The organism is Pseudoalteromonas gelatinilytica (assembly GCF_001641615.1).
GTDB classification, from domain to species: Bacteria; Pseudomonadota; Gammaproteobacteria; order Enterobacterales; family Alteromonadaceae; genus Pseudoalteromonas; species Pseudoalteromonas gelatinilytica.
Genome location: NZ_LRRU01000019.1, coordinates 84,579 through 111,010, shown reverse-complemented (window position 1 = coordinate 111,010; position 26,432 = coordinate 84,579). Strand labels below are relative to the sequence as shown.

At 40.3% G+C, this 26,432-nt stretch carries 23 protein-coding genes; 11 read left to right on the top strand and 12 right to left on the bottom strand.

Features of this window, described 5'->3' with window-relative positions; all coding sequences use genetic code 11:
• Nucleotides 1-32 precede the first annotated feature (32 nt).
• From NH153_RS10940 to NH153_RS10930, 3 genes are read left to right on the top strand one after another with little or no spacing between them, the layout of a single operon-like run.
• A complete protein-coding gene (locus NH153_RS10940) occupies nt 33-1,271 on the top strand; it encodes a PqiA/YebS family transporter subunit (RefSeq protein ID WP_063703712.1) in 1,239 nt (412 codons plus the stop codon).
• A complete protein-coding gene (pqiB, locus tag NH153_RS10935) occupies nt 1,268-2,923 on the top strand; it encodes an intermembrane transport protein PqiB (protein ID WP_063703710.1) in 1,656 nt (551 codons plus the stop codon). Before NH153_RS10940 ends, pqiB begins: the two co-directional genes overlap by 4 nt.
• Nucleotides 2,923-3,534 carry a PqiC family protein gene (locus NH153_RS10930; RefSeq protein WP_063703708.1) on the top strand — a complete coding sequence of 204 codons (612 nt, stop codon included), beginning with the start codon at nt 2,923-2,925 and terminating at the stop codon, nt 3,532-3,534. Before pqiB ends, NH153_RS10930 begins: the two co-directional genes overlap by 1 nt.
• On the opposite strand, the gene NH153_RS10925 is transcribed toward NH153_RS10930, so the two are convergent.
• A complete protein-coding gene (locus tag NH153_RS10925; protein ID WP_063703705.1) occupies nt 3,517-4,008 on the bottom strand; it encodes a GNAT family N-acetyltransferase in 492 nt (163 codons plus the stop codon). The two genes, NH153_RS10930 and NH153_RS10925, sit on opposite strands and share 18 nt — an antisense overlap.
• A 3-nt stretch (nt 4,009-4,011) precedes the next feature.
• A complete protein-coding gene (locus NH153_RS10920) occupies nt 4,012-4,416 on the bottom strand; it encodes an NUDIX hydrolase (RefSeq protein WP_063703703.1) in 405 nt (134 codons plus the stop codon).
• A 287-nt stretch (nt 4,417-4,703) separates the two neighbouring features.
• On the opposite strand from NH153_RS10920, the gene NH153_RS10915 reads away from it, so the two are divergent.
• On the top strand, nt 4,704-6,086 hold the full coding sequence (locus NH153_RS10915) for a Na+/H+ antiporter NhaC family protein (protein WP_063703701.1): 1,383 nt from the start codon (nt 4,704-4,706) through the stop codon (nt 6,084-6,086).
• Nucleotides 6,087-6,135: 49 nt separating this feature from the next.
• Here the strand turns inward: NH153_RS10915 and NH153_RS10910 are convergent, their stop codons facing one another.
• Entirely contained in the window at nt 6,136-9,021 is a 2,886-nt protein-coding gene (locus NH153_RS10910) for an insulinase family protein (protein WP_063703699.1), read from the bottom strand.
• A gap of 166 nt (nt 9,022-9,187) precedes the next feature.
• Between NH153_RS10910 and NH153_RS10905 the strand changes: the two genes are divergently transcribed.
• A complete protein-coding gene (locus NH153_RS10905; protein WP_063703697.1) occupies nt 9,188-9,601 on the top strand; it encodes an MAPEG family protein in 414 nt (137 codons plus the stop codon).
• Nucleotides 9,602-9,662: 61 nt separating this feature from the next.
• Here NH153_RS10905 and NH153_RS10900 read toward each other — a convergent pair whose 3' ends face one another.
• Nucleotides 9,663-10,400: a peptidylprolyl isomerase gene (locus NH153_RS10900; protein ID WP_063703694.1), complete on the bottom strand. Its 738-nt coding sequence runs from the start codon at nt 10,398-10,400 to the stop codon at nt 9,663-9,665.
• Nucleotides 10,401-10,647: 247 nt separating this feature from the next.
• On the opposite strand from NH153_RS10900, the gene NH153_RS10895 reads away from it, so the two are divergent.
• Complete coding sequence (locus NH153_RS10895) at nt 10,648-10,845, top strand: hypothetical protein (protein WP_063703692.1); 198 nt, start codon at nt 10,648-10,650, stop codon at nt 10,843-10,845.
• A 75-nt stretch (nt 10,846-10,920) separates the two neighbouring features.
• Nucleotides 10,921-12,534, top strand: a complete 1,614-nt coding sequence (gene ushA, locus NH153_RS10890; RefSeq protein ID WP_063703690.1) for a bifunctional UDP-sugar hydrolase/5'-nucleotidase UshA — start codon at nt 10,921-10,923, stop codon at nt 12,532-12,534.
• Between the two features lie 68 nt (nt 12,535-12,602).
• Here the strand turns inward: ushA and NH153_RS10885 are convergent, their stop codons facing one another.
• Complete coding sequence (locus NH153_RS10885; RefSeq protein WP_063703687.1) at nt 12,603-13,550, bottom strand: hypothetical protein; 948 nt, start codon at nt 13,548-13,550, stop codon at nt 12,603-12,605.
• On the bottom strand, nt 13,537-14,439 hold the full coding sequence (locus NH153_RS10880) for a type 2 periplasmic-binding domain-containing protein (protein WP_063703685.1): 903 nt from the start codon (nt 14,437-14,439) through the stop codon (nt 13,537-13,539). Before NH153_RS10880 ends, NH153_RS10885 begins: the two co-directional genes overlap by 14 nt.
• A 218-nt stretch (nt 14,440-14,657) precedes the next feature.
• Here NH153_RS10880 and NH153_RS10875 point away from each other — a divergent pair, with 218 nt between their 5' ends.
• Both NH153_RS10875 and NH153_RS10870 read left to right on the top strand, forming a co-directional pair.
• Entirely contained in the window at nt 14,658-15,521 is an 864-nt protein-coding gene (locus NH153_RS10875) for a S1/P1 nuclease (protein WP_063703683.1), read from the top strand.
• 34 nt (nt 15,522-15,555) lie between these two features.
• The gene (locus NH153_RS10870) at nt 15,556-18,672 is read left to right on the top strand and encodes a TonB-dependent receptor (RefSeq protein WP_063703681.1); all 3,117 of its coding nucleotides are present in this window, start codon (nt 15,556-15,558) and stop codon (nt 18,670-18,672) included.
• A gap of 442 nt (nt 18,673-19,114) precedes the next feature.
• Here the strand turns inward: NH153_RS10870 and NH153_RS10865 are convergent, their stop codons facing one another.
• The 5 genes from NH153_RS10865 to NH153_RS10845 all read right to left on the bottom strand — a co-directional run bounded on the left by NH153_RS10865 (nt 19,115) and on the right by NH153_RS10845 (nt 24,040).
• Complete coding sequence (locus NH153_RS10865) at nt 19,115-20,125, bottom strand: ABC transporter ATP-binding protein (RefSeq protein WP_063703679.1); 1,011 nt, start codon at nt 20,123-20,125, stop codon at nt 19,115-19,117.
• 11 nt (nt 20,126-20,136) lie between these two features.
• Nucleotides 20,137-21,636, bottom strand: coding sequence for an ABC transporter permease (locus NH153_RS10860; protein ID WP_063703677.1), 1,500 nt, complete (start codon nt 21,634-21,636; stop codon nt 20,137-20,139).
• Nucleotides 21,636-22,676: an extracellular solute-binding protein gene (locus NH153_RS10855; protein ID WP_063703675.1), complete on the bottom strand. Its 1,041-nt coding sequence runs from the start codon at nt 22,674-22,676 to the stop codon at nt 21,636-21,638. Before NH153_RS10855 ends, NH153_RS10860 begins: the two co-directional genes overlap by 1 nt.
• On the bottom strand, nt 22,676-23,488 hold the full coding sequence (locus NH153_RS10850; protein ID WP_063703673.1) for a hypothetical protein: 813 nt from the start codon (nt 23,486-23,488) through the stop codon (nt 22,676-22,678). The genes NH153_RS10855 and NH153_RS10850 overlap by 1 nt, the downstream gene beginning before the upstream one ends.
• Before the next feature lie 96 nt (nt 23,489-23,584).
• Nucleotides 23,585-24,040 carry a MarR family winged helix-turn-helix transcriptional regulator gene (locus tag NH153_RS10845; RefSeq protein WP_063703671.1) on the bottom strand — a complete coding sequence of 152 codons (456 nt, stop codon included), beginning with the start codon at nt 24,038-24,040 and terminating at the stop codon, nt 23,585-23,587.
• Nucleotides 24,041-24,143: 103 nt separating this feature from the next.
• On the opposite strand from NH153_RS10845, the gene hmgA reads away from it, so the two are divergent.
• Nucleotides 24,144-25,448: a homogentisate 1,2-dioxygenase gene (gene hmgA / locus NH153_RS10840; RefSeq protein ID WP_063703669.1), complete on the top strand. Its 1,305-nt coding sequence runs from the start codon at nt 24,144-24,146 to the stop codon at nt 25,446-25,448.
• A complete protein-coding gene (maiA, locus tag NH153_RS10835; RefSeq protein ID WP_063703667.1) occupies nt 25,448-26,077 on the top strand; it encodes a maleylacetoacetate isomerase in 630 nt (209 codons plus the stop codon). Before hmgA ends, maiA begins: the two co-directional genes overlap by 1 nt.
• A gap of 53 nt (nt 26,078-26,130) precedes the next feature.
• Here the strand turns inward: maiA and NH153_RS10830 are convergent, their stop codons facing one another.
• A complete protein-coding gene (locus NH153_RS10830; protein WP_063703665.1) occupies nt 26,131-26,361 on the bottom strand; it encodes a TIGR02647 family protein in 231 nt (76 codons plus the stop codon).
• Nucleotides 26,362-26,432 lie beyond the last annotated feature (71 nt).

Below are 26,432 nucleotides of genomic sequence, written 5' to 3'. Positions count from 1 at the left end.
TTAACTAAGTTCTTGTTTAAGAGACCCTAAGTTTGCAAACAGCCTGTCCTAGCTGCGATCTAGTTATTGAGATCCCACATCTAAGTGCAAAACAAGTGGCAATATGCCCACATTGCAATACAAAGCTTTCGGCATCGCAAGCTAACCAAGATAGTATGGTGGTCGCACTGAGTTTAAGTGCTATTGTTATGCTACTCAGTAGTATGTTTTATCCATTCCTGTCTTTTACCAGTAGTGGCATTACTCAAACAATCACCTTACCCGATGCCGCACGAATTCTCTTTAATTACGACAATGACTTTTTAGGTTTGTTCATAGACACCAGTATTATTGGTCTGCCCCTACTTTTATTAATACTCATAATTCCTTTGCATTTAGGCTTACTAAAAGCGCTGCCGTATCAATGGGGAAAAAGGCTGTTAAAAACCACCTTTGCATTAGAACCTTGGATCATGTCAGAGATTTTTTTAATTGGCGTGATGGTCAGTATGGTTAAAATCATGTCGATGGCTGATATTGAATTTGGTGTAAGCTTTTGGGCCTATAGCGCTTTTGTTATTTGTTATGTAGCAGCCACAGCAAAATTAAATAAGCACACCTTATGGCAACAATTAAAAGAACCAGAATATATTGAGCAAACAAAGCCTAACACACGGGCCATTGACCAAGGTTTACGAGCATGTCATGTTTGTGGGCAACTGTGTGCAACCGAAATCTGTTCACGCTGTGACTCTAAAACTTACAGTCGTAACCCTTTTAGTGTGCAAAAAGCAGCAGCATGGTTATTAACCTCAGTGGCCTGTTATATCCCTGCCAATGTCTATCCTATTATGTATACCACGAGCCTTGGCGATGAAACGCCATCGACGATTATTGGTGGCGTGATGATTTTATGGAATAGTGGTTCGTACCCTATCGCAATGATCATCTTTTTAGCGAGTGTGGTTGTTCCCCTCGCCAAAGCACTCATATTAAGTTTTTTATGCTTTATGGTGATGCGACCAGCAAACAGACAAACTAAAAGCTATACACGCATCTACCAATTGACTGAATTTATTGGCAAATGGTCAATGATCGATGTATTTGTTGTGGCGATTCTAGTAGCCTTAGTACAACTAGGAAACCTAATGTCAGTGACACCTGGCATTGGCACAATATTTTTTACGACCATGGTTATATGCCAAATGTTGGCAGCCCATGCGTTTGATCCCCGTTTATTGTGGGATAACCCAGATAACTTAAGTACTGCGAAACAAGAGACCTTGGCATGAGCGAAACCGCTAAAATAAAAACAGCGCCAAATATATCGGCAATCTGGATCATACCCGTTATTGCCTTATTAATTGGCGCATGGATGTTGTACCAGTATCAAGCAAATAAAGGCACTACCATCTTTATCAAAATGCCTCATGCAGAAGGTATTGTGGCTGGTAAATCAGAAATAAAGGTACGTAGTGTAAAGATTGGCCAAATCGACCATGTTCGTTTATCAGACAAACAAAATAGTGTCATCGCACGGGCGCAAATCGATAAACATTATGATGACTTACTCACTGATGATGCGAAAATTTGGGTTGTAAAACCACGGATTGATGACACCGGAATTAGCGGCATGAGTACCCTACTCTCTGGTGTGTATTTAGAATTTGCACCGGGTGAAAGTAAAAAGCTAGCCGAAAAATTTGAGCTACAAGATGAACCGGCTTTAATTGGTAAAGATGTAAAAGGTGGCCGTTTTACCCTGTTAAGCTATAACGCAGAAGTACTTGATGTGAGTACCGGTATTTACTTTAAAGATTACAAAATAGGTCAAATAGAAACCGCCACGTTTGATTGGAAGAATCAAGCGATGAAATATGGCATTTTTATCAATGAACCTTATCAAAACTTGATCACCTTAAACTCTATTTTCTGGGTGAACTCAGGGATCGAAATTGACCTCTCTGCAGATGGTATTAATGTTAACACAGGCTCATTAAGTAAATTGCTTAAAGGTGGTATTTCAGTCGGCATTCCAGAACAACAAACGCCCGGTGAAGTGGCCAGTAACGGCCATAGTTTTTCTTTAAGTAACAGCTACAAAGCCGCTTTAGAAGAACGCTTTTATGATTTTGACTACTACTTAATCGACTTTGAGCAATCAATTCGCGGCTTACGCACTGGCGCACCTGTCGAATACCGAGGTATGCGTATCGGTAGTGTGGTTGAAGCACCTGCAAGTGTCATTATAGATGGCAAACCTGCACATTTTAGAACCGATAACACCGCAGTACCAGCCCTGATAAAAATTGAATATGGGCGCCTGTATCATGACAGTACAGCAGCACGCGAGTTTTGGCATTCAAGTTTAGATGGTTGGATCAAAAATGGCCTGCGAGCGTCTTTAAAGCCAGGTAATTTACTCACGGGTGCCGTGTACGTTGACTTAGATATATACGATAACGCCGAACCAGCCGAATTAAAAACAATTGCCGATTACACTGTATTCCCCAGCGTATCAAGCGGTATTACGGTCATAGCAGACCAAGTCTCTGATGTATTAAATAAAGTGAATAATCTTAAAATTGAAGATAGCTTAGCGCAAATGCAGACCACCTTTGCCGAGTACCAAGCGCTTGCTCATGACATGAGAGAGCTACTAAATAAACAAGATACGCAAGACTTACCGGGTGATATAAATCGCAACTTTGCAGAAATGACTAAGAGCATGCAACAGTTCGATAAAACCATGAAACAATTTGAAAAAACCATGGCAAGTTACGAGCAAGGTTCAACATTCCACCAGCAGTTGCAAACGACTTTATCTGAATTTAAACGTTTAAGTGAAGAGCTACAGCCATTCACTCGAGGTTTAAACCAGCAACCTAATATGTTGATCTTTGATAAAGAGCTACCAGCAGACCCAACGCCGAGGAAACAATAATGAACTATAAACTCTGTGCTTCAGTGGCATCAGTGCTGTTACTTTCGGCCTGCAGTCAAACGTCATTCTCAACCATTGAGTATTATCAATTTTCGCAGCCAATTGTTGCAATGCAGCGCTTAGCTGAGAATACGCAAGCTCAGCTCAGAATTAACACCGTACAGTTACGTGGTGCGCTTAATAATCGTGGCATTGCGATGGTTCTCGAAAACAACAGAGTCAATGCTGCTAACTACCATTTATGGAGCGAATCACCTGATTTAATGTTAACCGCCAGTGCCCATCAACAACTTTACACTGAACTTGAAAATTGGATGGTAATAAAAGGCTTGCCAGTGATCACCGATTTAGATCAGCAAAGTTTCTATGAATTAGAATATGAGCTACATCACTTTAATGGCGATGAACAAGGTAATGCCAACATTGCAGGGCTTTGGCGTTTGTACTATACAAACCCTGAATCTGGCCGAAAGTTAAAGGCGGTCAATTATTTTAATGAGCTTACACCACTTCAAGACAGTGATTACGAAGGGCTTGTCGCAACACTTGAGTCAACGTGGCTAAAGGTAAACAAACAGGTTGCAAACGAAGTATCAAAGCTTGCTCTTTAATAAGAGTTTTAGAGGCTGATTGTCATCGTTAATGATGACATCGCCTATAAACTCAAAACCAAGTTTCTGTAACACCTTCTGTGAGCCAATATTTGTTTGCGAGGTTATTGCAGCAAGCACACCAAGCTCTAATACGTGTTTTTTTGCCATCAATAACCGAGCAGCAGCTGTAATAATACCCTTGCCTTCATATTTAGCTAACAAGGCAAATCCTAAATCGGGGATAGCTAACGCATCGCGCTGAAAGAGCCCTACCATTCCAACCGGTGTACCATTAGCTAAACAAACAATGTAGCTACCAAAACCAAATTGCAGGTGGCTATTTATAAACGTTTGTTGAATATAATGCTCAGCTTGTGCAGGCGTATTAATGTTTTTATTACCAATATGCTCTAAGAATGTTGCTTGATTTAAAAGCTCAACAATAAACGTCGCATCATCTGGCTGCCCTGCACGCAAATATATATCTAACATAGGTTAAAACACCTTACTAACGACATCATTGGCAAAATTAAGGCAGTCGAGAACACGCTCTTTTTGTACTTTAGATAACTCATCAATATCAAAGTAGCTATACTCTGTGTGCTCATCGCTCAACATTATCTCAGCACCCTCAGCCATATGAGCACGGAAAATAAACGCATGAGAGTTAAACGCTGTGTGATAATAAACACCACTTAAATAAGCGATGTCTACGTCACAATTAAGCTCTTCTTGGCATTCACGTAGCAACGCTTGATGAATGGTTTCTCCTTTATCTAAAGCCCCGCCAGGTAACCCCCAACTTTTTTGACCATAATTAGATTTTAGTAATAACACTTGTCCTTGGTTGTTAGTGATAACCGCGTGACTACTGAGTCTGTATGTATCTGAAAATGCCATAAACCTTAGCTTAATTAAGTTAAAAAAGTAATACAGTTGAAGAGTGTAAAATAATTATCATCGCAATAAAAATTCTTATTGACTAAATTAATATTCAGGATTATTTTTCTTGCGATGTTTTGGGCAAAACAAAAGCAGTATACCCTCTATACTGTCTGGCGCCAGCCAACGCAGGCACTTTCCCTAATGGGTCCATAAAAGTGTGTTCGCGTAAAGCAGTTACTTGAGTCTATAGACTTCTGATTTCTGTAAGCAATCTCGCATTGCTTAACTGTGTGAAAAATATAATGCAAGAACCTTCTGCGTTAAGTTTACTGCCGCCAGTATTGGTGGTGGTTTTGGCCGTATTTTTACGCCGCCCTATTTTATCTTTACTAATTGGTGCTTTGTTTGGTTTAGCCATGCTAGGACCAACCGCTGTGTTAGCCAATTTTGCTGATATTTCATTAAAGGTAATGCAAGACGAAACCATTGCCTGGCTAATTTTAGTCTGTGGTGGATTTGGTGCATTAATCGCTTTATTAGTGAGAACCGGGGGTGCAAGTGCCTTCGCCGAATTAGCGTTAAAGTTTGCCAAAGGCCAGCGCTCATCGTTGGTGATGACATTTGTGCTAGGTGTGATTATTTTTATTGATGATTACTTAAATGCATTAACCGTCGGTGAAACCATGAAACGTATCACCGATAAGTTTAAAATTAGCCGTGAAATGCTCGCTTATGTTGTTGACTCAACAGCCGCGCCTATCTGTGTGCTGGTACCACTCTCTACATGGGCCGTATTTTTTGGTGGCTTGTTAGTTGATAATAATGTTGCACCAGAAGGTCAAGGTATTGCCGTCTACATTCAAGCAATCCCTTACATGTTATATGCTTGGTTTGCGGTCATTGTTGTATTACTGGTTAGCTTAAATGTCATCCCTGCTTTTGGTCCGATGAAAAAAGCACAACTACGTGCCATGAATAATCAAATCGAGATCTCAAATAGCCAATACACAGATGTTCAAACAGCGGATGAATACGCAGTAAAAGCAGCGGAAGAAAACTTTGAAACAGCCGCTTCAAACGGCAAACTCTATAACTTTTTAGTGCCGATAGTTTTACTTGTTGCATTTACTGTTTACTTTGACATTGACGTATACAAAGGATTGCTTGCAACCTTTGCCGTTGTTTTACCTTTTTATATGTTACAAAAGTTGATGACATTGTCAGAACTCGTTGAGCGTATGCTTGATGGTTTTAAAAGTATGATCCCCGCTATTGGGACTGTGGTTGCAGCATTTATATTTAAAGATGTGTGTGACCAATTAATGCTTCCGCAATATGTTATTAATACATTAAGCCCTTATATGACGGCCCAGTACCTACCTGCCGTGGTGTTTTTAGCAATGGCAGTACTTGCTTTTGCAACAGGTTCAAGCTGGGGGATTTTCGCAGTAACGATTCCTATTGTAATGCCTCTGGCTTACGCAATTGATGCCAATATTCCTTTAGTGATTGGCGCTTTGCTGTCGGCGTCGTCATTTGGTAGTCAGGCGTGCTTCTATTCTGACTCCACGGTACTTGCCGCGCAAGGCTCAGGGTGTGATTTAGTCAGCCATGCTATCACGCAACTGCCTTATACCTTACTTGCAGCAAGCGCTGCATTTATAGGATTTTTGCTTATCGCATAAATAAAAAAGCCCAAGCAATTGCTTGGGCTTTTGTTTATCCGCTATTAAATTAGTTTTGGAATTTAATGCCTTTGTAAAAACTCTCTAAGTTTTCAACTTTTGTTTGGTTTTTAAGATCTGCAAATGGCTTATCCGCAAACTTACTACCACGCATTTGAATATTTAATCGTGGAGCCTCACTGTTAAGCATGGTTTTCTTGTAATAATCTTTAAGATCAGCCAAGGTTACTTTTTCAACTTCTGCGATAAGTTTTTCCTTAGAATCAAACTTAAAGTTCTCACGATACCAATCTGTGATAAGTGGTGACATTTCATCACTTAAGTTTTTAGGCTGCTCTTTTAAAGACACAAGCGTTGCATTTTTAAGTTGTGCAAATGTTTCTTCTGTCATGTTATCAAGCTCAACAGCGTATTGCTTTTTGAACTCATCAAAACGCGCTTGCATCTCTTTAGGGCCTTTAACCGGTGTTTGAATATATAGACCCAATGCAGAGTAGTCTTCGATAGGACGTGCTAACGCACCAACCGCATAAGCCAGCTGCTCTTCAGTACGTAACTTATCAAACGCTACGGTTCTAAAGTGACTTTGTAAGATTTGCGCCTGTGCTTTTTGCTTATAGCCAGGTGTTGGGTGTACAACCATATCAATGATTGCTACATCTGCTACATCAATATCTTTTTGTAATACGATGCGTTCACCTGGTTGAGGTAACCATGCTTTGCTTCTAGCAAACTCAGTCGTTTTATGGCCTTTAGGTAAAATAGCGGTTAGTTTACTCGCAATAGAGTCAACATCATTTTGGTTATAGTTACCAAACGTGAATACGCGTAGATCATTGGCAGCAAGTGTTGATTGCTTGATAGCCGCAAAATCAGCAAGAGTTAGCGCATCTGCCGCAGCAATTAAGCTTTCGGTATCAAATTTACCACTACGAGTCAGTTTTGAGTATTCACCGAATGCTTGGTAGAACGGGAACTGCTTTTGTTGATTGAGTAAATCACGCTTAAAACGATCGATTGCTTGGGCAAATCCTTCTTCAGACACATCTAACGTTAGATTTTCAAGCGCTTGAGCTAAAAGTACGTCTTGTTTATCAGTAAAACCACTTAGTGATAACACAAGGCCGTTACTTGGTTGTAGCCCTAAGCTCATACCTGCAACGGCTGCTTCTGTGCTTAGTTTGCTTTGTTGTAAGTTATAAAGATCAGCCCACACTGCATAAAGAACTTGTGATTTAACATTCACAAGGGCATCAGGTGTATTAATGTAAACTTCAACAAGACCCTTAGGTTGCTCAGCAAATTGCTGACTTGCTTGGCGCCAAACTTTTACACCTTGCTTATCAAATACCAGTTCAGGATGCGCTTGTTGTTTAAACTCCGCCGTTTTAATTGCAAAGCTTTCTGGTAATAAGCGGTTTACTGTTGGTAATGCTAAAGCGTATTCGCTCGGTTTGCTCCAGCTTGCAACTTCTGCTTCGCTGATATCTTCAATGCGGTATTTACCATCGTAAAAATGCAGCTGTGAATCTGTTTCTTCTTGCTTTGAAATATACCAAATACGTAGCGTATCTTCGTTTAATTGTGAAAGCACGTTTTGCACCGCATCTGCATCAAACTTTGCATAATAATAAGGTGCGTTAATTGCATTGTTCACAGGGAATTTTTGCATGCTATCAGTTAAGTTACTGACATAACCAAACTCATCGCCTTTTTCTAGGAATTGAAATTCATTGTTTAGAGAGGTACGAATTTCATTAAAGTATTTGCTATCAACACCCTGCTCTTTGATAAGCGCAATGTATTGCATAACCATAGCGACAATTTCTTCGCGGTTTTGCATCCCAGCATCAGTCAATTCAATATTAACTGTTAAGCTGCCATAGTTACCGTATTGAGTTGGAGCATCAGAAGCTGATAATCGTGACACCCAGCCTTTATCACGTAAAATTTGTGCCGGGCTACCTTGCATTTCATTGCTTAAAAGGTACGACACAAAACGGTTTGGTTTTACCGCAAACTGTGAACTGTTATCAGCAATAGTGAATTCTAACTGTAGCTGTTTAACATCTTCATTCGGTGAGTAGTAAACACGTTTGCCACCTGCCACAGTAAAGTCTAACTTATCAGTCACCGTTGGCTTTTCGATGTGTTTGTTTTCAATGTCAGCAAAATACTGTTTAGCTTTTGCTTCCATTTCAGCCAGTGGACGATTAGAAATCATCGCCACTTTCATAATGTTCGATGAATAATATTTGTTATAAAAAGCAACGGTTTCTTTGTGTAGATTGCTGCCTTCTTTATCCCCTAAAGTTTCTAGGTTACCAATTAAAAAGCGGTTTGCTGGGTGTGAGCCCATCATTTGGCGTGCTAGTTTAAATTGACCAAAGAAGTCCATTTCACGGCGCATTGACCATTCGGCATTTACCGCATTTTTTTCTTTGTCTGTGTACTCAGGGTAAAGCTTTGGTGATTTAAAGAAATCCGCAAAGCGGTCAAGTGCTTCATCGTAAGCATCATTGTTGACTTTGAACATGTAGTTTGTGATATCTAACCAGGTGTAAGCGTTATGCGCCCCACCATTTTTAGTCATAAAATCACTGTAACCTTTGGTGTCAGGGTAACGGTCTGTACCAAGGAACAGCATATGCTCTAGATAATGTGCCATACCTTGTTGCGACATAGGGTCGTGCAATAAACCAACACCGACACTCAATGCAGCAGCTGATTTTTCAGCGCTTGGGTCTGAAATTAAAATCACATCAATTTCGTTATCAAGTTTTAATGTTTTGTACTCACGGGTATCGTTTGGACTTATCACCAACGAGTCAGGAATAAGGTTAGTATTAGCAGATGGAGGCGTTGTGGTAGAAGTAGAAGAACAACCTGCTAACACTGCAAAAGCGATTGCACTGAGTCCCATTATTTTTTTCATTATTTAGTATCCATTAGAAATTGAATAAATTTTTATTTATCATGTGTTTTAGAGCGCCGCAATTCAATGCTTTTGAGCTAAGTTACAGCAAAACTTTGTAACACATTGTGAAAATGCAGTACTTACGGTTAAGATTAATAGCAATAACTATAACAAAGGATGAGCTATGGAAAAGTGGCTAATTGTAGCAATGTTCACTCAGGTCTTACTGACATTCATTGTGATGTACATTATGGGTAAACGTCGCTTTCGTGCGGCAAAACAAAAAACCATTGAGATGAAAGACTTCTTAACAATGGATTTAGAAAAAGCAGGCACTGATGTGCGTGTTGCAGATCGCAACTTTATCAATCAATTCGAAATGCCAGTGCTGTTTTTTATTGCCTGTTTAACAGCTCTACAGGTCAATGCGGTGGGTACTGTTTTTGTTGCCCTTGCGTGGGTTTATGTAGCATTAAGAATTATTCATAGCGTAATTCACTTAACTTCAAATACCTTGAAGGCGCGCTATTATAGTTTCGTTGTCAGTAGCTTCATTATGCTAATAATGTGGGTGCTGGTTTTAGTAAGAATCTTTTAGTACTTAGTGATACAAAGAAAAAAGGCGCTTTTTAGCGCCTTATTAACTTTGTTGGTTGGAATTATTTACGACGACTAAAGCCTGCAAGGGCTAATAAAGATAGCATCCACGCAAGACTACCACCTGAACTACCACCGCCATTATCGGATGAATTATCTTCGTCAATAAGTGTATTTTCTTTTGGTGATAAAGAGGCAGATGAATTCGGATCATCATCAATCACAACAACACTGTTAATCATCACTAAGTTTTCAGCATTAAAACCGCTAGTGGTGGTTGGGCATTGATCTTCATTTAAGCCAACCGTTGGAATTTCACCACAGTGAACTAATGATGTAATTGTCTCGATTGTTTCAAAGCTATCAGCTGTGATTTCACCAAACACGGTGAAACCACCGTTTTGTAAATCAAGATTAGCGCTATTATCTTTTAAGTTAAAAAACCATTGGCTTGTTGCACTGTTGGCATTGCCACCAACTTTCGCCATTGCAATCGTGCCTTTAACGTTTGATAAAACAGGCTCATTGGTGATTGCATCAGTTGTTTCAATCGAATTAAAGTCCGTATCAAACTTAAAACCACCCCCTTGCAATACAAAATCGTCAACAGAACGATGAATAACACTGCCGTCATAACTACCGTCAGTTACATAGTTAAGAAAGTTTTCTACCGTGATAGGTGTGTGTTGATCATAAAGGTTAACGGTAATGGTGCCTTGATTTGTTTGCATTTCTACAATCGTCGCATTAGCTGTAAAGCAGCTTGTAAAAAGCGCAGTTGCAAGTAGATGTTTTTTCATTGTTTATCTTTCCTGATACTTTTTATTATAAAACTGCACGAAGCTTAAACAAAAAAGGTTGATGCATAAATAGCAAACAAAATAGTTACACAAAACACGCCATAGCAATTACAACTCAGTTACATTAATTTACATCGCGTATTCAATTTGGTTATAAAAAATATAAATACTAAATCAAAATCGTCTTATCAAATTGACTCAGTTTGTTAGTATTTGCACGACGACAATGAACACACAGGAATTAACCATGGCGAATGAAGAGAACGCAATATGCGATTTTGGCCTACACCAAGGTGAGCCTTACAGCCAGTTACCAGCTAGTTTTTTAAATTGGATGGTGGGCAATAATCACCAAAAGTCTCATTACGCAGAACAAGAACTGCAACGCCGGCAACTCGCTGCAACAGGACAAATAAATACAGAAAATAGCAACAAAAGTTTATAAAAGACATTTAATTTAAACTTAAGTCGTTTAAACTAAGCGCTTAATTAACCTACTGCTCTAATCAGGCAAACAATTATGCGCTTTTTTTTATTAACTTCGCTACTGGTTACCCTAACCGCATGTAGCTCATCTTCGAATAATACTGATTCAGTACAATATTTAACTCTACTTCATACCAATGATAACCACGGTCGCTTTTGGCACAACGAGCAAGGCGAGTATGGTATGGCAGCCCGTAAAACTTTAATCGATCAATTAAAAGCCGATGCTAAAGCAAAAGGCCATGCTGTGTTATTGCTGTCAGGCGGCGATATCAATACCGGTATTCCAGAGTCAGACTTACAACACGCAGAGCCCGATTTTAAAGGTATGTCTTTAATTGGCTATGACGCAATGGCAATTGGTAACCATGAGTTTGACAATCCTCTGGCAGTACTTGATCAACAACAAAAATGGTCTAACTTTCCATTTTTATCTGCCAACATCATTGATAAAACAACCGGTGAAGCACGCTACCAAGGTTATAAAATCTTTGAAAAAAATGGCCTTAAGATTGCTGTAATCGGCTTAACAACTACAGATACAGCAAAAATAGGTAATCCTCAATATATCGGTGGTCTAGAATTTAAAGACCCAACAGAGGTTACTGCAAAGTTAGCCCCAGAAATTGAAAAACAGTACAACCCTGATATCACCATTGCTGTCACGCACATGGGTCACTATGTTGATGCGAACTTTGGGATTAATGCGCCGGGTGATGTAACTATGGCGCGTAACTTACCTAAAGGCATGCTTGATATTATTGTTGGCGGACATTCACAAGAACCTGTTTGTATGAAAGAGGCAAATATCGCTGACGAAAGCTTCATGCCAGGTAAAGCATGTAAACCAGATCAACAAAATGGCACTTGGATTATGCAAGCCCATGAATGGGGTAAATATGTGGGTAAGGCTGAATTCAAATTAGAAAAGGGCAAATTAACACTTCTTAATTACGCACTTATTCCAGTTAACCTATATATCAATGATGAAAATGGCAATAAGAAGTTGGCAGCTGATTACATCGAACCTAACAAAAGCTTACAAGACGTACTTGCTGTTTATCAGCAAAAAGGCGCAGCACAAATTGCCGGTAAAATTGGCGCCGTTGATGCAAAACTTGAAGGTGACCGTAACAAGGTGCGCTACGAGCAAGTTAACTTAGCACGCGTAATAATTGCTGCTCAAATGCAATCTGTGGGTGCTGATTTTGGTTTGATCAGCGGTGGCGGAATTCGCGATAGCATTCAAGCAGGTGATGTCAGTTATAAAGATATTTTAAAAGTTCATCCTTTTAAAAATCGTATCACCTATATTGATATGACAGGCCAAGAGTTATTTGATTACTTGTCTGTGGTTACGTCTTTCCCACCTGATTCAGGTGCCTACTTACAATATTATAAGTTGAGCTTTAAACGCGACGATGACACCTTATCTGATGTTAAGATTGCTGGAAAGCCACTTGATATGGCTAAAATATATCGTATGAGTATTAACAGTTATAATGCCTCTGGTGGTGACGGCTACCCTACTCTTACCGATAAAAAAGGCTTTGTAAGTACAGATGATACAGATGCACAGGCATTAAAACGTTTCTTTGAGCAAAATAGCCCTGTTAAAGCGGCTGATTATACGCCTAAACAACAATAAGATGTACTCAATAATCTTTAACAAGCAAAAGGGAAGTCAATGACTTCCCTTTTTACTTTTAAACTAGATTATTTGCCTATGACTTCAATATCGGCAACCTCAATCGATTTCAATCCGTAATGATGTAAACGCGAACGGGAGCCTTCACCATGGGCCTTAGGCGGATAATAGGTTTCTTTTATCTCTAGCTGATCTTGCCAAACTTCATCAAGTGCAGCACGAATTTCACTTAATGTTTTTTCTAAACTATTAGTAAAGTTTGGGCGCTTACGTATTGTATGACCAAGCTCGACTAACCGGTAAAAATACTTGTTCGCTAAAGTCAGCAATTCTTCTGGTACATCTTTATTTTGATTAAGCACTACATCTGGGTGCTCAATACAAAACTCAACCAATGCAAGATAAAAGCACAGCGGTTTATTAGCAAGTGCAACGGTTTTATCAACAGCACAACTGGCAGCCAAGGTTTTATTTTGAAGATCGACTATCAATTTAGGTTTTTCTACAGCTTGTATTTCAACCTCAGGCTCATGTTTTGCAATTTGAATTTTAGTACGCTCACTTATAAATAATAAATACGTTAGTGCAGCAGACACCAAACTCACTAGAATTAATACAGCAATATCATTTTTTGAAAATAAAGACGATGCGATAACAAAGCTTACCGTTAACGACTTTTGTGGTGCATGCAATTGTTTAGTAATTAAATCTGCACGGGCTGGATAATCAGAGATCCCTTCAATTGAATATACCATCACGCCTGAGTCTTTTAACTGAGCATTAAGACGCGCGATATAGTTGAGTACCATGTCTTTACTACCTGAATGCTTTAAAAAATCATCAGGTAAATTTAAGTGATTTAAATCAAGGGCAATACGGTTTTCAACTTTTGCTAGAGTCAGTGCATCATTAGTTGTTGTCTTATAAGCTTTTGCAGTAATAAAGGTGGCAAATAAAGCCAAACAACAGCATAGAAAAACCGCCCCATAAGCAAGCTTTATTCTAATTGGCAGCATTGCTATCCCCTACTTTCATTGTTTGCTGGTTTAAGTCACATTCCCAAAAAGACTCAACATGATTAAAGTAATGGGAATTCTGATTATGGGCTAACTGAGTTAGGCGTGTTTGAACAGCACATAAAAGGTCGGTGTTCTCATCTTGCATTTTTAAATACCAACGACTGCCACTTATATTGTCACGGATAGGCGTAATGTAATTGATTGAAAAGCGTTGCTGATCACTGTCTTGCCAATAAGAAGAGATCAAATCGACTTTACCGCTTGCAAGTAACTCTCTTAATTCTGTATGCGAACTGGCATAAGTGATATTTAGGTTTTCTAGGTTGATGTCTAATTTTTTAAATAATTGCTTAGGTAAAATGTGCCCGGAGCGACTCGTTGGATAATCAAGTAAGCCAATACGCTTGTCTAAAAAATAACTTTTTTCAATTCGGGGCTTTTCTTTACTCGAAATTAAATAAGCAGTGTAATCTGGGAAGCCAACAACCGCTTGATAGTTATAGGTTGACTCGGCCATAAAGGCATTAATCAAGTTTTCTTTAGCAAGGATCAAATCTGCTATCCCTTTACCTAAAAACTCAATTGTGTCTGAGGTTTTATAACCCCAATAAGAGGTGACCTTGCCATATTGTTTACTAATGATGTCATCTGCGCATAGGGTTTTAGCAACATCCTCAGCCAACACTTTACCTGATGAATACACCACCAGTTCATTAAGGTTAACCTCTGATTTAGTATCACATTGGAATGATGTTTCAATAAATGCATCGATATCAGAAACAGGCGGTTTACCCTGCAAAATTCCGATATAAAAAAACAAAATTAGTGACAGAAACAAAAATGTAACAATCGACGATTTTTTTATTAGTATTGTTCTTAAATTCAATTTTAATAGCCAACAACGCTCCGTTGTCTCTATTTGAACAATTATTCTTACTCATTACAACAGGTAATTTTACCTGAATATTGTAAACCATTGAAAAACAACATATATGAACAAGAAATTATGAATCTTATTGAGTCCTTTCTATTTGTTTTTAAATTCAGGAAAATACACACCAAGAAATCGTGCTTCATGGCACATTCATTTTGGACACTGAGTCAATGTTACAAAAAACAATAAAAATGTTGCTGTTATCGACACCAGTTATTTCTGTGTTGTTAAGTAACCCTGCAAATGCATGGGGTCAGAATGGTCACCGTATTATTGGTGAAATTGCATCTAAGCATATTACTGACACCACTAAGCAAGCGTTAGTTCCTTTACTTGATGGTGATTCTTTACCACAAGTTGCAACGTGGGCTGATGAAATGCGTTCTGCGCCTGAAACGTTTTGGCAAAAGAAATCTTCACGCTGGCATTACATAAATTTCAAAGAAGGCGATGCTAAGCCTCATTACGACTCACATGCCCACCATAATAAAGAAACCGTGTCAGACATCCTTGAAGGCATGGAATATTCAATATCAGTTTTACAAAACCCAAAAGCCTCTCTCGGTGAAAAGCAATTTGCATTACGCTTTTTAGTTCACCTTGTTGGTGATAGCCACCAACCTTTTCATGCCGGTCGCGGTGAAGATCGTGGTGGCAACAATATTTCTGTCACATTTTTCGGTCAAGATACTAATTTACATAGCTTATGGGACACAAAACTCATTGAAAATGAAAATTTGTCCTATACTGAGTTTGCGCAATTTATAAATACAACAAATCAAGCGTTAATAACGGACTATCTTGCCAGTTCACCTAGCGATTGGTTGATCGAATCTAATAACATTGCAAACTCTCTGTATAAAGAAAATGAAACAAACGTAAGTTATAGTTATATCTATAAAAACTTACCAGTTGTTAAAACTCGCCTACAACAAGGTGGGATAAGATTAGCGGGTTTATTAAATACATTATTTGATAAATCAGCAAAACCGTTAGTAAAGGCACTTAAGATGCCAACTGACAGCAAACTATAAATGAAACATAACCTCTAACACGGGAAATAACATAATGAAAATCCAACTCCGCAAAACAGCTCTATCACTTGCTATTGCAGCATGTGTTGGTGTGAGTGGTGCAGCGTTAGCAAATGAAACAACATCTGCTATCAAGGGTCAAATCAAAGGTCCAAACGGCAACCCTGCTGCTGGCACTAAGATTACTATCGTTCACTTACCTTCAGGTTCAACTAAAGAAACTGAAACGAACGATGCGGGTTACTTCACAGCAAAAGGCCTACGTGTAGGTGGTCCTTACCGCGTTGTTGTAGATTCTGACGTTTTCGCAGATCAAACATTCAACAACATTAACCTACAAGTTGGTGCTGACTACCCTGTTAATGTTACGTTAGAGCCGCAATCAGACATCGAGCAAATCGTTGTTACTGGTCGTCCTATCAGCCGTATGTCTGGTGGTACAGGTCCTGCTGCGACTTTCACACTTGAAGATTTAGAAAACCAACCAGCTATCAACCGTGATTTAAAAGATATCATCCGTATCGACCCACGTGTAACAATCGATGATAGCCGCGGTTCAATCAACTGTGGTGGTGGTAACCCACGTTTCAACAGCTTAACGCTAGACGGCGTTCGTATGAACGATAACTTCGGTCTAAGCTCAAACGGTTACCCAACTATCGGCGCTCCTTTCTCTTTTGATTCAATTGAGCAGGTTGCAGTTGAGCTAGCACCTTTTGATGTTCAATATGGTGGTTTCACATCATGTAACATCAATGCTGTTACTAAATCAGGTGGTAACGAAGTACACGGTGGTATGTTCTTCGATTACACAAATGATTCAATGAAAGGCGATAAAATCGAAGGCGAAGACTACGATAACGGTGATTACACTGAAAAACGTTACGGCTTCAATGTTGGTTTACCACTAATCAAAGATAATCTTTTCTTATTCACGTCTTATGAAAAAGTAGAAGGTGTTAAGCAGTACGAGTACGGCGGTTTAAATACGGGTAGTGTTTCAGCTGCAGACGTTGCTCGTGTACAACAAATCGCACAAGACGTTTACGGTTATGATGCAGGTGGCATGCCATCGAGCGCACCAGTTGAAGATGAAAAAATCTTTGTTAAACTTGACTGGAACATTAACGACGATCACCGTGCAAACTTGATCTATAACTACAATGACGCTTTCACACTATCTCAATCAGATGCATACAGTGATACAGTAGCTTTAGACAACCACTTCTACAAGCAAGGTGCTGAGTTTACATCAATCATCGGTTCACTTTACTCAGATTGGTCAGACAGCTTCTCTACTGAAGTTCGTATTGGTAAATCAGAGCTAGATGCAACAGTACAGTCTTTAGATGCAGCGAGCAGCTTCGGTGAAATGCAAATTAGTACAGCTGACGGCGGTACAATTTTCATTGGTCCAGATGACTCTCGTCAGTCAAACGACCTAGACTACAAAACAACGACTGTAAAAGTTGCAGGTACTTACTACCTTGATCAACACACGATTACTGGTGGTTATGAGTATGAAAAGCTAGACGTGTTTAACCAATTCGTTCAGCACACTCAAGGTGAGTGGCGTTTTGATTCTGTAGATGATTTTGAAGCTGGTCAAGCAGCACGTATTTATTATAACAATGCTGCTGGTACAAACGATCCAACAGATGCTGCTGCAAGCTTCTCATACGCTCAACATACTTTCTATGTTCAAGATGAGTACAACTTCACAGATTTAGATGCGACATTAACGTTTGGTCTTCGTTACGACAAATACACAAGTGATGACAAACCTAACTACAATGAAAACTTTACTAACCGTTACGGTTTCAGCAACCAAGGTACATTCGACGGCATCGATTTAATTCAACCACGTGTTGGCTTTGAATGGTACGCAACGGATGCATTAGAAGTACGCGCAGGTGTTGGCTTATTCTCTGGTGGTAACCCGAATGTATGGTTATCTAACTCATACTCAAACGACGGTATCACAAACATTGGTACTTTCCGTGCAGGTGTAGATTTATTCAATACCCCAACAGTAAACGGTGGCACTCCAGGTTATGAAGTACCACAAGATATGTATGATGAAGTTGCTAATACAACAATTGGCGCGGGTGATTCTTCAGTAAATGCTGTTGACCCAGATTTCGAAATGCCTTCAGAGTGGAAATACTCAGTAGGTGCAACATACACAACTGAAGATGAGTACGTATTCTCACTAGATTACTTATTCACTAAACGTAAAGATGCTGCAATCTTACAAGACATCGCGTTACAAGATTCTGGTGAAACAACGTTTGATGGTCGTCCAATTCTTGAGTCTATTGAAGGTCGTAGCGGCGACTTACTACTTACAAATGTAAGTGGTGACAGTGGTGAGTCTCACATCATTTCTGCTGCAATGAGTAAGCGTTTTGATAACGGTATTAGCGTTCAATTAGCTTACGCTTACACTGACTCAACAGATGTTAACCCTATGACTAGCTCTGTAGCTAGCTCAAACTACGGTAACATGGCGACATACGATCCGACTAATCCAGGTGCACACACATCTGATTACGAAATCCCACATCGCTTTACTATGACATTAGGTTACACAACTGAGTTGTTCGATGGTTACAACACACGTTTCAACCTATTCAGCGAAACGTACAAAGGCCTTCCTTACAGCTATACATATAACGGTAGCGACAGTGTTTGGGGTGATAGCAACTCAAACCGTAGCCGTCAGCTAATGTATATCCCTGAAGTGAATGACCCGAACGTTGTTTACGACATGACTCCAGAAGAAGTAACTGAGTTTAACGAGTGGATATCTGCTCAAGGCCTTGAACGTGGTGAAATCGTTGGTCGTAACAGCCAAAATGCTGATTGGTTCACAAAAGTTAACTTCAAGATGACTCAAGAGTTACCTGGTTTCATGCCTGGTCACAAAGGTGAAGTATTCTTCGTTATCGATAACTTAACAAACATGTTAAATGATGACTGGGGCGTACTTAAGAAAGGTAACTTCGTTGGTAACCGTATGATTAAAACATCAATCGATGACCAAGGTCGTTACGTATACTCTGACTTCAGCCCTAACAATGGTAAAACTGCAACTCAAAGCGGTGCATCAGTTTGGGAAATGCGTGTAGGTGTACGTTACACATTCTAATAACGAGTTAACCTTGTTATAAAGCAAAAGCCCGCCCCTACTGGCGGGCTTTTTACGTTTTGATGAAAGTTTGCAAGAGTAAAGCTACTAGGGGAAAGTGAGCAAGGGTAAAGCTACTAGGGGAAAGTGAGCAAGGGTAAAGTTAGCAAGTTACTAGTAGCAGCGATTTTACATCGTGTTCAGTACCTAAAACCAAGTAGCTGACATGTCCTTTAGTAGGACTGGCTTTAGCCGGGAATGGCTGTAGATACGAGATACGAGATACGAGATACGAGATACGAGCGTAAAGCTTCTAGGGGAAAGTTAGCAAGAGTAAAGCTCAAGAGTAAAGTTAGCGAGTTGCTAGTAGCAGCGATTTTACATCGCGTCTGAGGGCTGACAGCTGAAAGCTGAAAGCTTTCTAAAAAATGCAGGCCATTAAGACCTGCACAAATATTTTTATTTAAGCTGCGTAAACCGCAAGTGGGTGTGTTGTATTGATAGAAACATGTACTGCATCACCTGGGCGTACCATCACTTCATGGCTTACTCGGCTTGTCACCACGGTATCACACGCTAATTTAACCGCGCATAAGCGACTGCCACCTTCGTAACGTACCCATGTCACTTTACCATTACTGGAATTAGCATTTTGAATAAGGTGAATATCATCAGGGCGAAGTAATACATCAACCTTCGCGGTATCATGATCAACCTTAATAGCTGGGGCATTGCCTAAATCAGTGGTGGCGATATCACCTTCACAGTTGCCAGCAATGAAACTTGCTTCACCTAAGAAGCGTGCCACAAAGCGATTGCTTGGTAAGCTAAAGCAGCGTTCAGGGGTATCTATTTGCTGAATTATGCCTTCTTTCAGTACGCCAACACGGTCACCGACAGATAAGGCTTCTTCTTGGTCATGGGTTACCCAAATAGCTGGAACGCCTGCATCTTTTAATGCATTACGAATATCCCAACGTAGGGTGTCTTTTAAAGCCGCATCTAGGTTTGATAAAGGCTCGTCAAGCAATACGAAGTCAGGTTCGTGAGCTAGTGTACGGGCAAGCGCTACACGCTGCTTTTGACCACCCGATAAGGTGGCGGGCTTTTTATTACGAAAAGCTTCGAGACCCAATAACTTAATCCAATGATCTGCTTTCGAGGTATCGGTTAATCTAAAGCAAATATTTTGCTGCACTGTTAAATGCGGAAATAACGCAAAGTCTTGAAATACCATTCCTACTTTACGTTTTTCTGGTGGCACTTTTAACTTGGGTGTTGCACGCCATGAGCCTAAATTAATTTCGCCTTCGCTGATAGGAATAAGCCCAGCTAACGCTTGTAAGATTGTACTTTTACCACAGCCAGTTGGACCAACTAGCATGAGGATCTCACTTTCCCCAAGTGATAAGTTGAGTTCACTTACCACACGATTGCTACCATAATCGATAGACAGCTTACTAACTGATAGCATTAAACTGATCCTTAATGTTCTAATTGACTGCGCTTTTCACCTGAGAGCATTATAGCTAAGCCACATGCTGATATCACTACTAACAATAAGCCAGGTATAGCAGCGCGTCCAAAGTAACCGGCTTCATAAACACGCCATAAATAGGTTGATAGGGTTTCAAACCCTGTTGGACCAAGTAACAACGTCGCTTCAAGCTCTCGCATTGATTCTAAAAATACCAAAGCTGCACCGGCAATAATACCGCGCAGTGTTAAAGGTAAGGTAATACGCATAAATGCTTCGCGGGGGCTGGCACCTAATACACGTGCTGATTTAATTAAACTCGAATCTAAGTGTTCAGTGCTGGTACGCACAGAGCCAACTGCCAGCGGTAAAAAGCGCAGCACATAGGCAATCACTAATAATGCCAGAGTTTGGTATAAAAGCGGTAATTGCAGGCCCCCATAAACAAGTGCAGTACCCATCACGATACCAGGAATACCAAACCCGAAATAAGTCACCCGCTCCATAATGCGCCCTACTTTACCGCTTAAGGCAGCATGCGCTACAGGTACTGCAACAACAACAGCGACAATAGCCGCAATGCCAGACGCATAAGCCGAATTCCACGCAATACTGAAATCAAAATCAGCAATACCATCACGTGCAAGCCACAAGGTAAAAATAGCTAGCGGCAAACAAATAGCCAGTAATAAAACAGGGAGAAAAGTCACTAGCATGGCTAATTTCTGGCTGTTCGATGGGAATAACATCAGCGGTCTTCCGTGGCGCTCTGAAGCCGTTTTAATTTGCGATTCAATGAACAGTAAAAAACCGACTATCACCATTAATTGTAACGATAACATCGCGGCACGACTTAACCCAAAGGCGTTGTATTCAACATAGATCACCCGAGTAAAGGTGTCTAAGCGCATCATCGCCGGTGTACCAAAATCTGATAAGGTATAAAGCGCAACCAGCAATGAACCCGCCGCAATACCGTTGATAACACGGGGCAAGATTACTTTAAACACGCTCATTGGCATCGACATACCTAAAGTACGAGCTGCATTTACCATGCTGGCATCTAGACTGAGTAAAGATGAACGCGTCGTAAGCATAACAAACGGAAACGTGTATAGCGTCATTACAATGGCAGCACCCGTTAAGCCATACATAGGCGGCGTTTCAAAGCCCAACAGCTGATTTATCTCACCACCGGGGCCAAATGCTGCATACAAGGTAAACGCACCAATATAGCTTGGAATTGCCAGAGGAGCTGCAAACAATACAAGCCAAAGTTTTTTAAAAGGAAGTTGAACATAGGCACTAATAAACGCCAGAGGCACGCCAATTAAAATAGAGCCGATTACTGTTAACACCATAAGTGACAAGGTGTTACCAAGAATTTTTAAATTGTGACTATCAAAAACAGCCGTCGCATCACTCGCTAAAGTGATCAATATATAAACTGGCACTAACGCCAAAAGCGCTGCAAGCAGCGCCATCGGATAAGAAGCAGGTATGCGCATTATAAAACACCGCTACTGCGCATAAGGTCGAGTGTTGGCCTTAAATCTGCCAATTGAGTTAAATCTATTTTCGGCGGTGACACATCCGTTAACGCTGGTAACCCAGCTGGCTGGTCAATGCCTTGGATCAATGGAATTTCGTACGCTTCACGTGCTAAGTAACTTTGTACTTCAGCACTTAGTAAGTAACGCATAAAGTTCATTGCATTCGGGTTATCTGTTAGCGATAAAACACCTGATGCATTAACTAAGCAACCTGCATCTTGATTGGTGAAAGCAAGATCAAGGTTAGCATCTGGTTTGCCTGACTTAAGGCGTAATGTGTAATAATGGTTTGCAAAACCAATATCCACTTCGCCACGTTCAACGGCCATCACTACACCAAGCTCACCAGCATAGGTTTTCGAACGTTTTTGAACTTTCTTCAGCCATTTAGCGGTTTTATCATCCCCTTCAAGAATGCGCATTGCTGTGACAAATGATTGGAATGATGCATAAGCCGGTGCCCAACCAATTGATAAATCGCTATCTGCAATTGCCATAATACTATCTGGGATCTGATCTTTACTTAAACGCTTAGTATTATAAGGCAATGTACGAATACGACCTGTTACAGGTGCCCAGCCCGGATAGCGGAACTGTGGTTGTAATTGCGCTTCTAAGTCAGATGGTAAGGCTTTAGCTAAACCTGCGTCGGTGACTAGACCAATCGCACCAGAGTCAACTGCCCAAAATAAATCAGCACGTTTAACACCTGCTTTAGCTTCTGCCACTATCATGTTGGCAAGTGCAGCAGTCGGGCCACGTCGGATTGATAAATTAAGTTTTGGATTTTTCTTTTGGATAGATTGCAGTACGTTTTCGTACAAACCACCTTCACCACGGCCTAAGTATAATGTTAGGTCACCCTCAAGGGCGGGTAAGTCATTCACTGAAATTGGGCTTGCAGCTGTAGCTGCAAAGGCACGTGAAAGAGGTAGTGGCATTGCGCCCACTACCCCAAACGCAGCCAGGCCTTGAATAAAGGTCCTACGCTTCACTAAAATACATCCTTACGTGCTTTTTCGGCTTCTTCTAGTAACACCTTAGCGCGATCTAATTTTTCTTGCATATCAACAACCACTGCACGTACTTGGTCAACAGTACTTTTATCAGAAATAGCTTTAGGCAGGGTTACGTTAAAATCTTTTTCTAGAACTTCTACTAACTTCGCATCTTTTTCGATAAGCGTACCTTCAACACCTTCGAATAAGTGAAGGTAAGTATCATGTACGATTTGCGTTGCTTCATCGCTTAAACGTTCTGCGTATTTTGCAACAACGCGGTCTAATTTGTGTTTGATTTCATCGATAGTAGCACTTTGCGTCATTGTTTCAGAAGCAGTTGCTTTTACAGCTTTTAATAAGCCTTTTTGCTGGAAGTCGGCAGCAAGTTTAACAGCTCCAAGACCCTGCCACAAGGCAGCATTTAAGGCCTTTTGATGCTCACGTACTTCACTTGCTGGTTTTTTATCATCAATGGCCATTTTAACACCATAAATACCTTGCCAGATAGATGCATAAACCGGTACGTAGTTTGTTTCAATTGCGCTGTGAAACTTTACTGACTCCCAGTATTCAATTAAGTCATCGCTTTTAACAGCCTTTGCGCCTTTAGTTTCGTAATCGGTAACCATGGTGTCGACTTTACCGATCATCCATTCAACGTCTTCAGAATAATCTTTTAAATTTTCTTTTAGATGATTAACGTGCTCACCAATTGGGCCATTTGCCAATACAGGTTGGGCAATAAAAGTAGATGCTAATACTAGGCTTAGACCTAGTGTTTTCACGGTGTTTAACGCTAATTTCATAAGAGGGGACATCCAAGTTTCTAATTGTAAATGATAGCCATTATCATATATGTATCGATTGTCTAAATCAATTGCTATAAAGCCTTGATTACAGATTTAAACATTTTTATTTAATTGCTCAGAAAGTGTACTCAGCGTGTCCATAAATTGTTGAAGTGCTTGGCTATCTAAGCCACTCACTAAACGTGCTTGCCACTCGTTTGCAAGCGGTACAATCTGTTCATGCAACGCTATTCCTTCAGCAGATAGTGATAACAAACTTGCGCGTTTATCTGTCGGGTTCGCTTTAGCAACTATCAATTCCCTTGATAATAATGACTTTACAGCCCTCGACACGGTGGATTTATCCATTTGAGCCATATCGCACAGCTCTTTAGCACTGCGCTCACCGTATTGCGCTAGATTCGCAATCACACGCCATTGTGGCACGGTCAAATTAAATTGCTGTTGATATAGTTCACTAAATTGCTCACTCATCTGCATTGCAATGTTGGTTAACGAATAAGGTAAGAACTGTTGTAAATCGAGTATTTGTTTTCGTTCTGTTGTCATGGCTTCACTACTGTCAAAAAATATTTACACAAGTAAATTCTGTGCAGTTTGAATTTAGTCTCACATGAGAGTATCTTACCTAAAACCTTTCAGGAGTCTAGTGATGAATAACGAATTACAATATATGACAGGCTTTGGTAATGAATTTGAGACCGAAGCCTTACCCGGTGCATTACCCATCGGTCAATTCAGCCCTCAAAAAGTAAAATACGACTTATATGCTGAGCAGTTCAGCACAACCGCATTTACAGCGCCGCGTGCTGATAACCGCCGTACTTGGTTTTACCGTATTCGCCCGTCAGTAGTACAAGGTGATTACACGCCAATCGATAATGGCCTTATTCGTACAGCTCCTATCACCGAAGTGCCAACGCCACCGACGATGCTACGTTGGGATCCAATTGACATTCCTGCACAGCCAACTGATTTTATTGATGGTTTAATCACCATGGCTGCGAATGGCAGTGCCAATGCACAAACAGGTATTGGTATTCATATTTATGTTGCTAATAAATCAATGCAACACCGTTACTTTTATAATGCTGACGGTGAAATGCTGTTTGTTCCGCAACAAGGTGAGCTATTACTAAGAACAGAATGCGGCAAACTCACCGTTCGAGCAGGTGAAATTGCGGTTATCCCTCGCGGTATTAAATTTGCTGTCGATTTACTTACTGATACAGCCCGTGGCTACATCTGTGAAAACTATGGCCATGCCTATATTTTACCAGAGCGCGGCCCTGTCGGTGCCAACGGTTATGCCAATGACCGTGACTTCCACTACCCTGTAGCCGCTTTTGAAGATGTTGAAGGTGATTTTGAGCTAGTTGCTAAATTTAACGGCAATATGTTCCGTTGTGATATTGGTCACTCACCTTTAGATGTCGTTGCTTGGACAGGTAATAGCGCACCTTATAAGTATGACCTCGCTCGATTCAATGTCATGAATACAGTAAGTTACGATCACCCAGATCCATCAATCTTTACTGTATTAACATCACCATCGGGTACAGAAGGTGTTGCTAATATCGATTTTGCTATCTTCCCTCCACGTTGGATGGTGGCTGAGAACACATTCCGCCCACCTTATTACCACCGTAATATCATGAGTGAGTTTATGGGCTTAATCGAAGGTGTATACGATGCCAAAGAACATGGCTTTGTACCAGGTGGTTCGAGCTTACATAACTGTATGTCGCCACATGGTCCAGAAGCTGATGTATTCGAAAAAGCATCAAATGCTCAGCTTGAACCACAACGCTACGAAAACACCTTGGCATTTATGTTTGAATCACGTTACGTTATTTCACCGACAAAATATGCCCTTGAAGGTAAAGAGCGTCAGCCTAACTACACAGACTGTTGGCGCACTATTAAAAAACATTTCACAGGTAAACAGGACGTATAATGAAACTTTATAGCTATTTTCGTTCATCAGCTGCATACCGAGTACGCATTGCGCTTAATTTAAAGAATATTGATCACGAATTAGTGACGGTTAATTTATTAAAATCTGAACAGCAAAGTGACGAGTACCTAGCAAAGAACCCGCAAGGATTATTACCAGCACTTGAAACTGAGCAAGGTGTACTTGCTCAATCGTTGGCTATTTTAGAGTGGCTCGAAGAAACCCACCCAGAAACACCGTTACTAACGGGTGATGCGTGGCAAAAAGCTCAGATCCGTAATTTATGTTATGCCGTAGCGTGCGATATTCACCCTATCGATAATTTACGCGTATTAAAGTACTTAGCTAATGATCTTGGTGTTGATGAAGAAGCAAAAACGACCTGGTATAAGCACTGGGTAGAAGTTGGTTTTGAAAGTATCGAAAAGCTACTTGATGAAGCGAACACTTTTTGTGTGGGTAACAAACCAACGCTTGCAGATGTGTGCCTCGTGCCGCAAGTATTTAATGCCTTACGCTTTAAAGTTGATATGAGTAAATACCCTAAAATTGCTGCAGTTTATGATCAATGTAATAAGCTTGATGCCTTTATTGATGCTGCACCACAAAATCAACCAGATGCGATTTAAGTGTTACTATGATTAATGTAAAAGGCCCGAATAATTCGGGCCTTTTTTATTTGTTATCTTAGCGCTGAGTTAATCACACTCACATGATTAATTAAATCGAGTCCCAAGTCGGTTAAGTAGCCCCCATCAGGACTATCCGTGATGCCTTTATCATAAAGACGTTTTGCTGCATCTCTGATAGAGCTTTCGGCATCTGAGTGAATTTTAATTCCCTGCATTTGAGAATCGCGGGGAAATTTTGCAAGGAGGGTTAATTCGTCAATCATATTTTTATCAAATTGCATGTGTTCACCTTTTTATTATTTATTCCTTGTCATAAGCTTAGTGTAGTTATGCAAATCTGCCCAACGGGAGA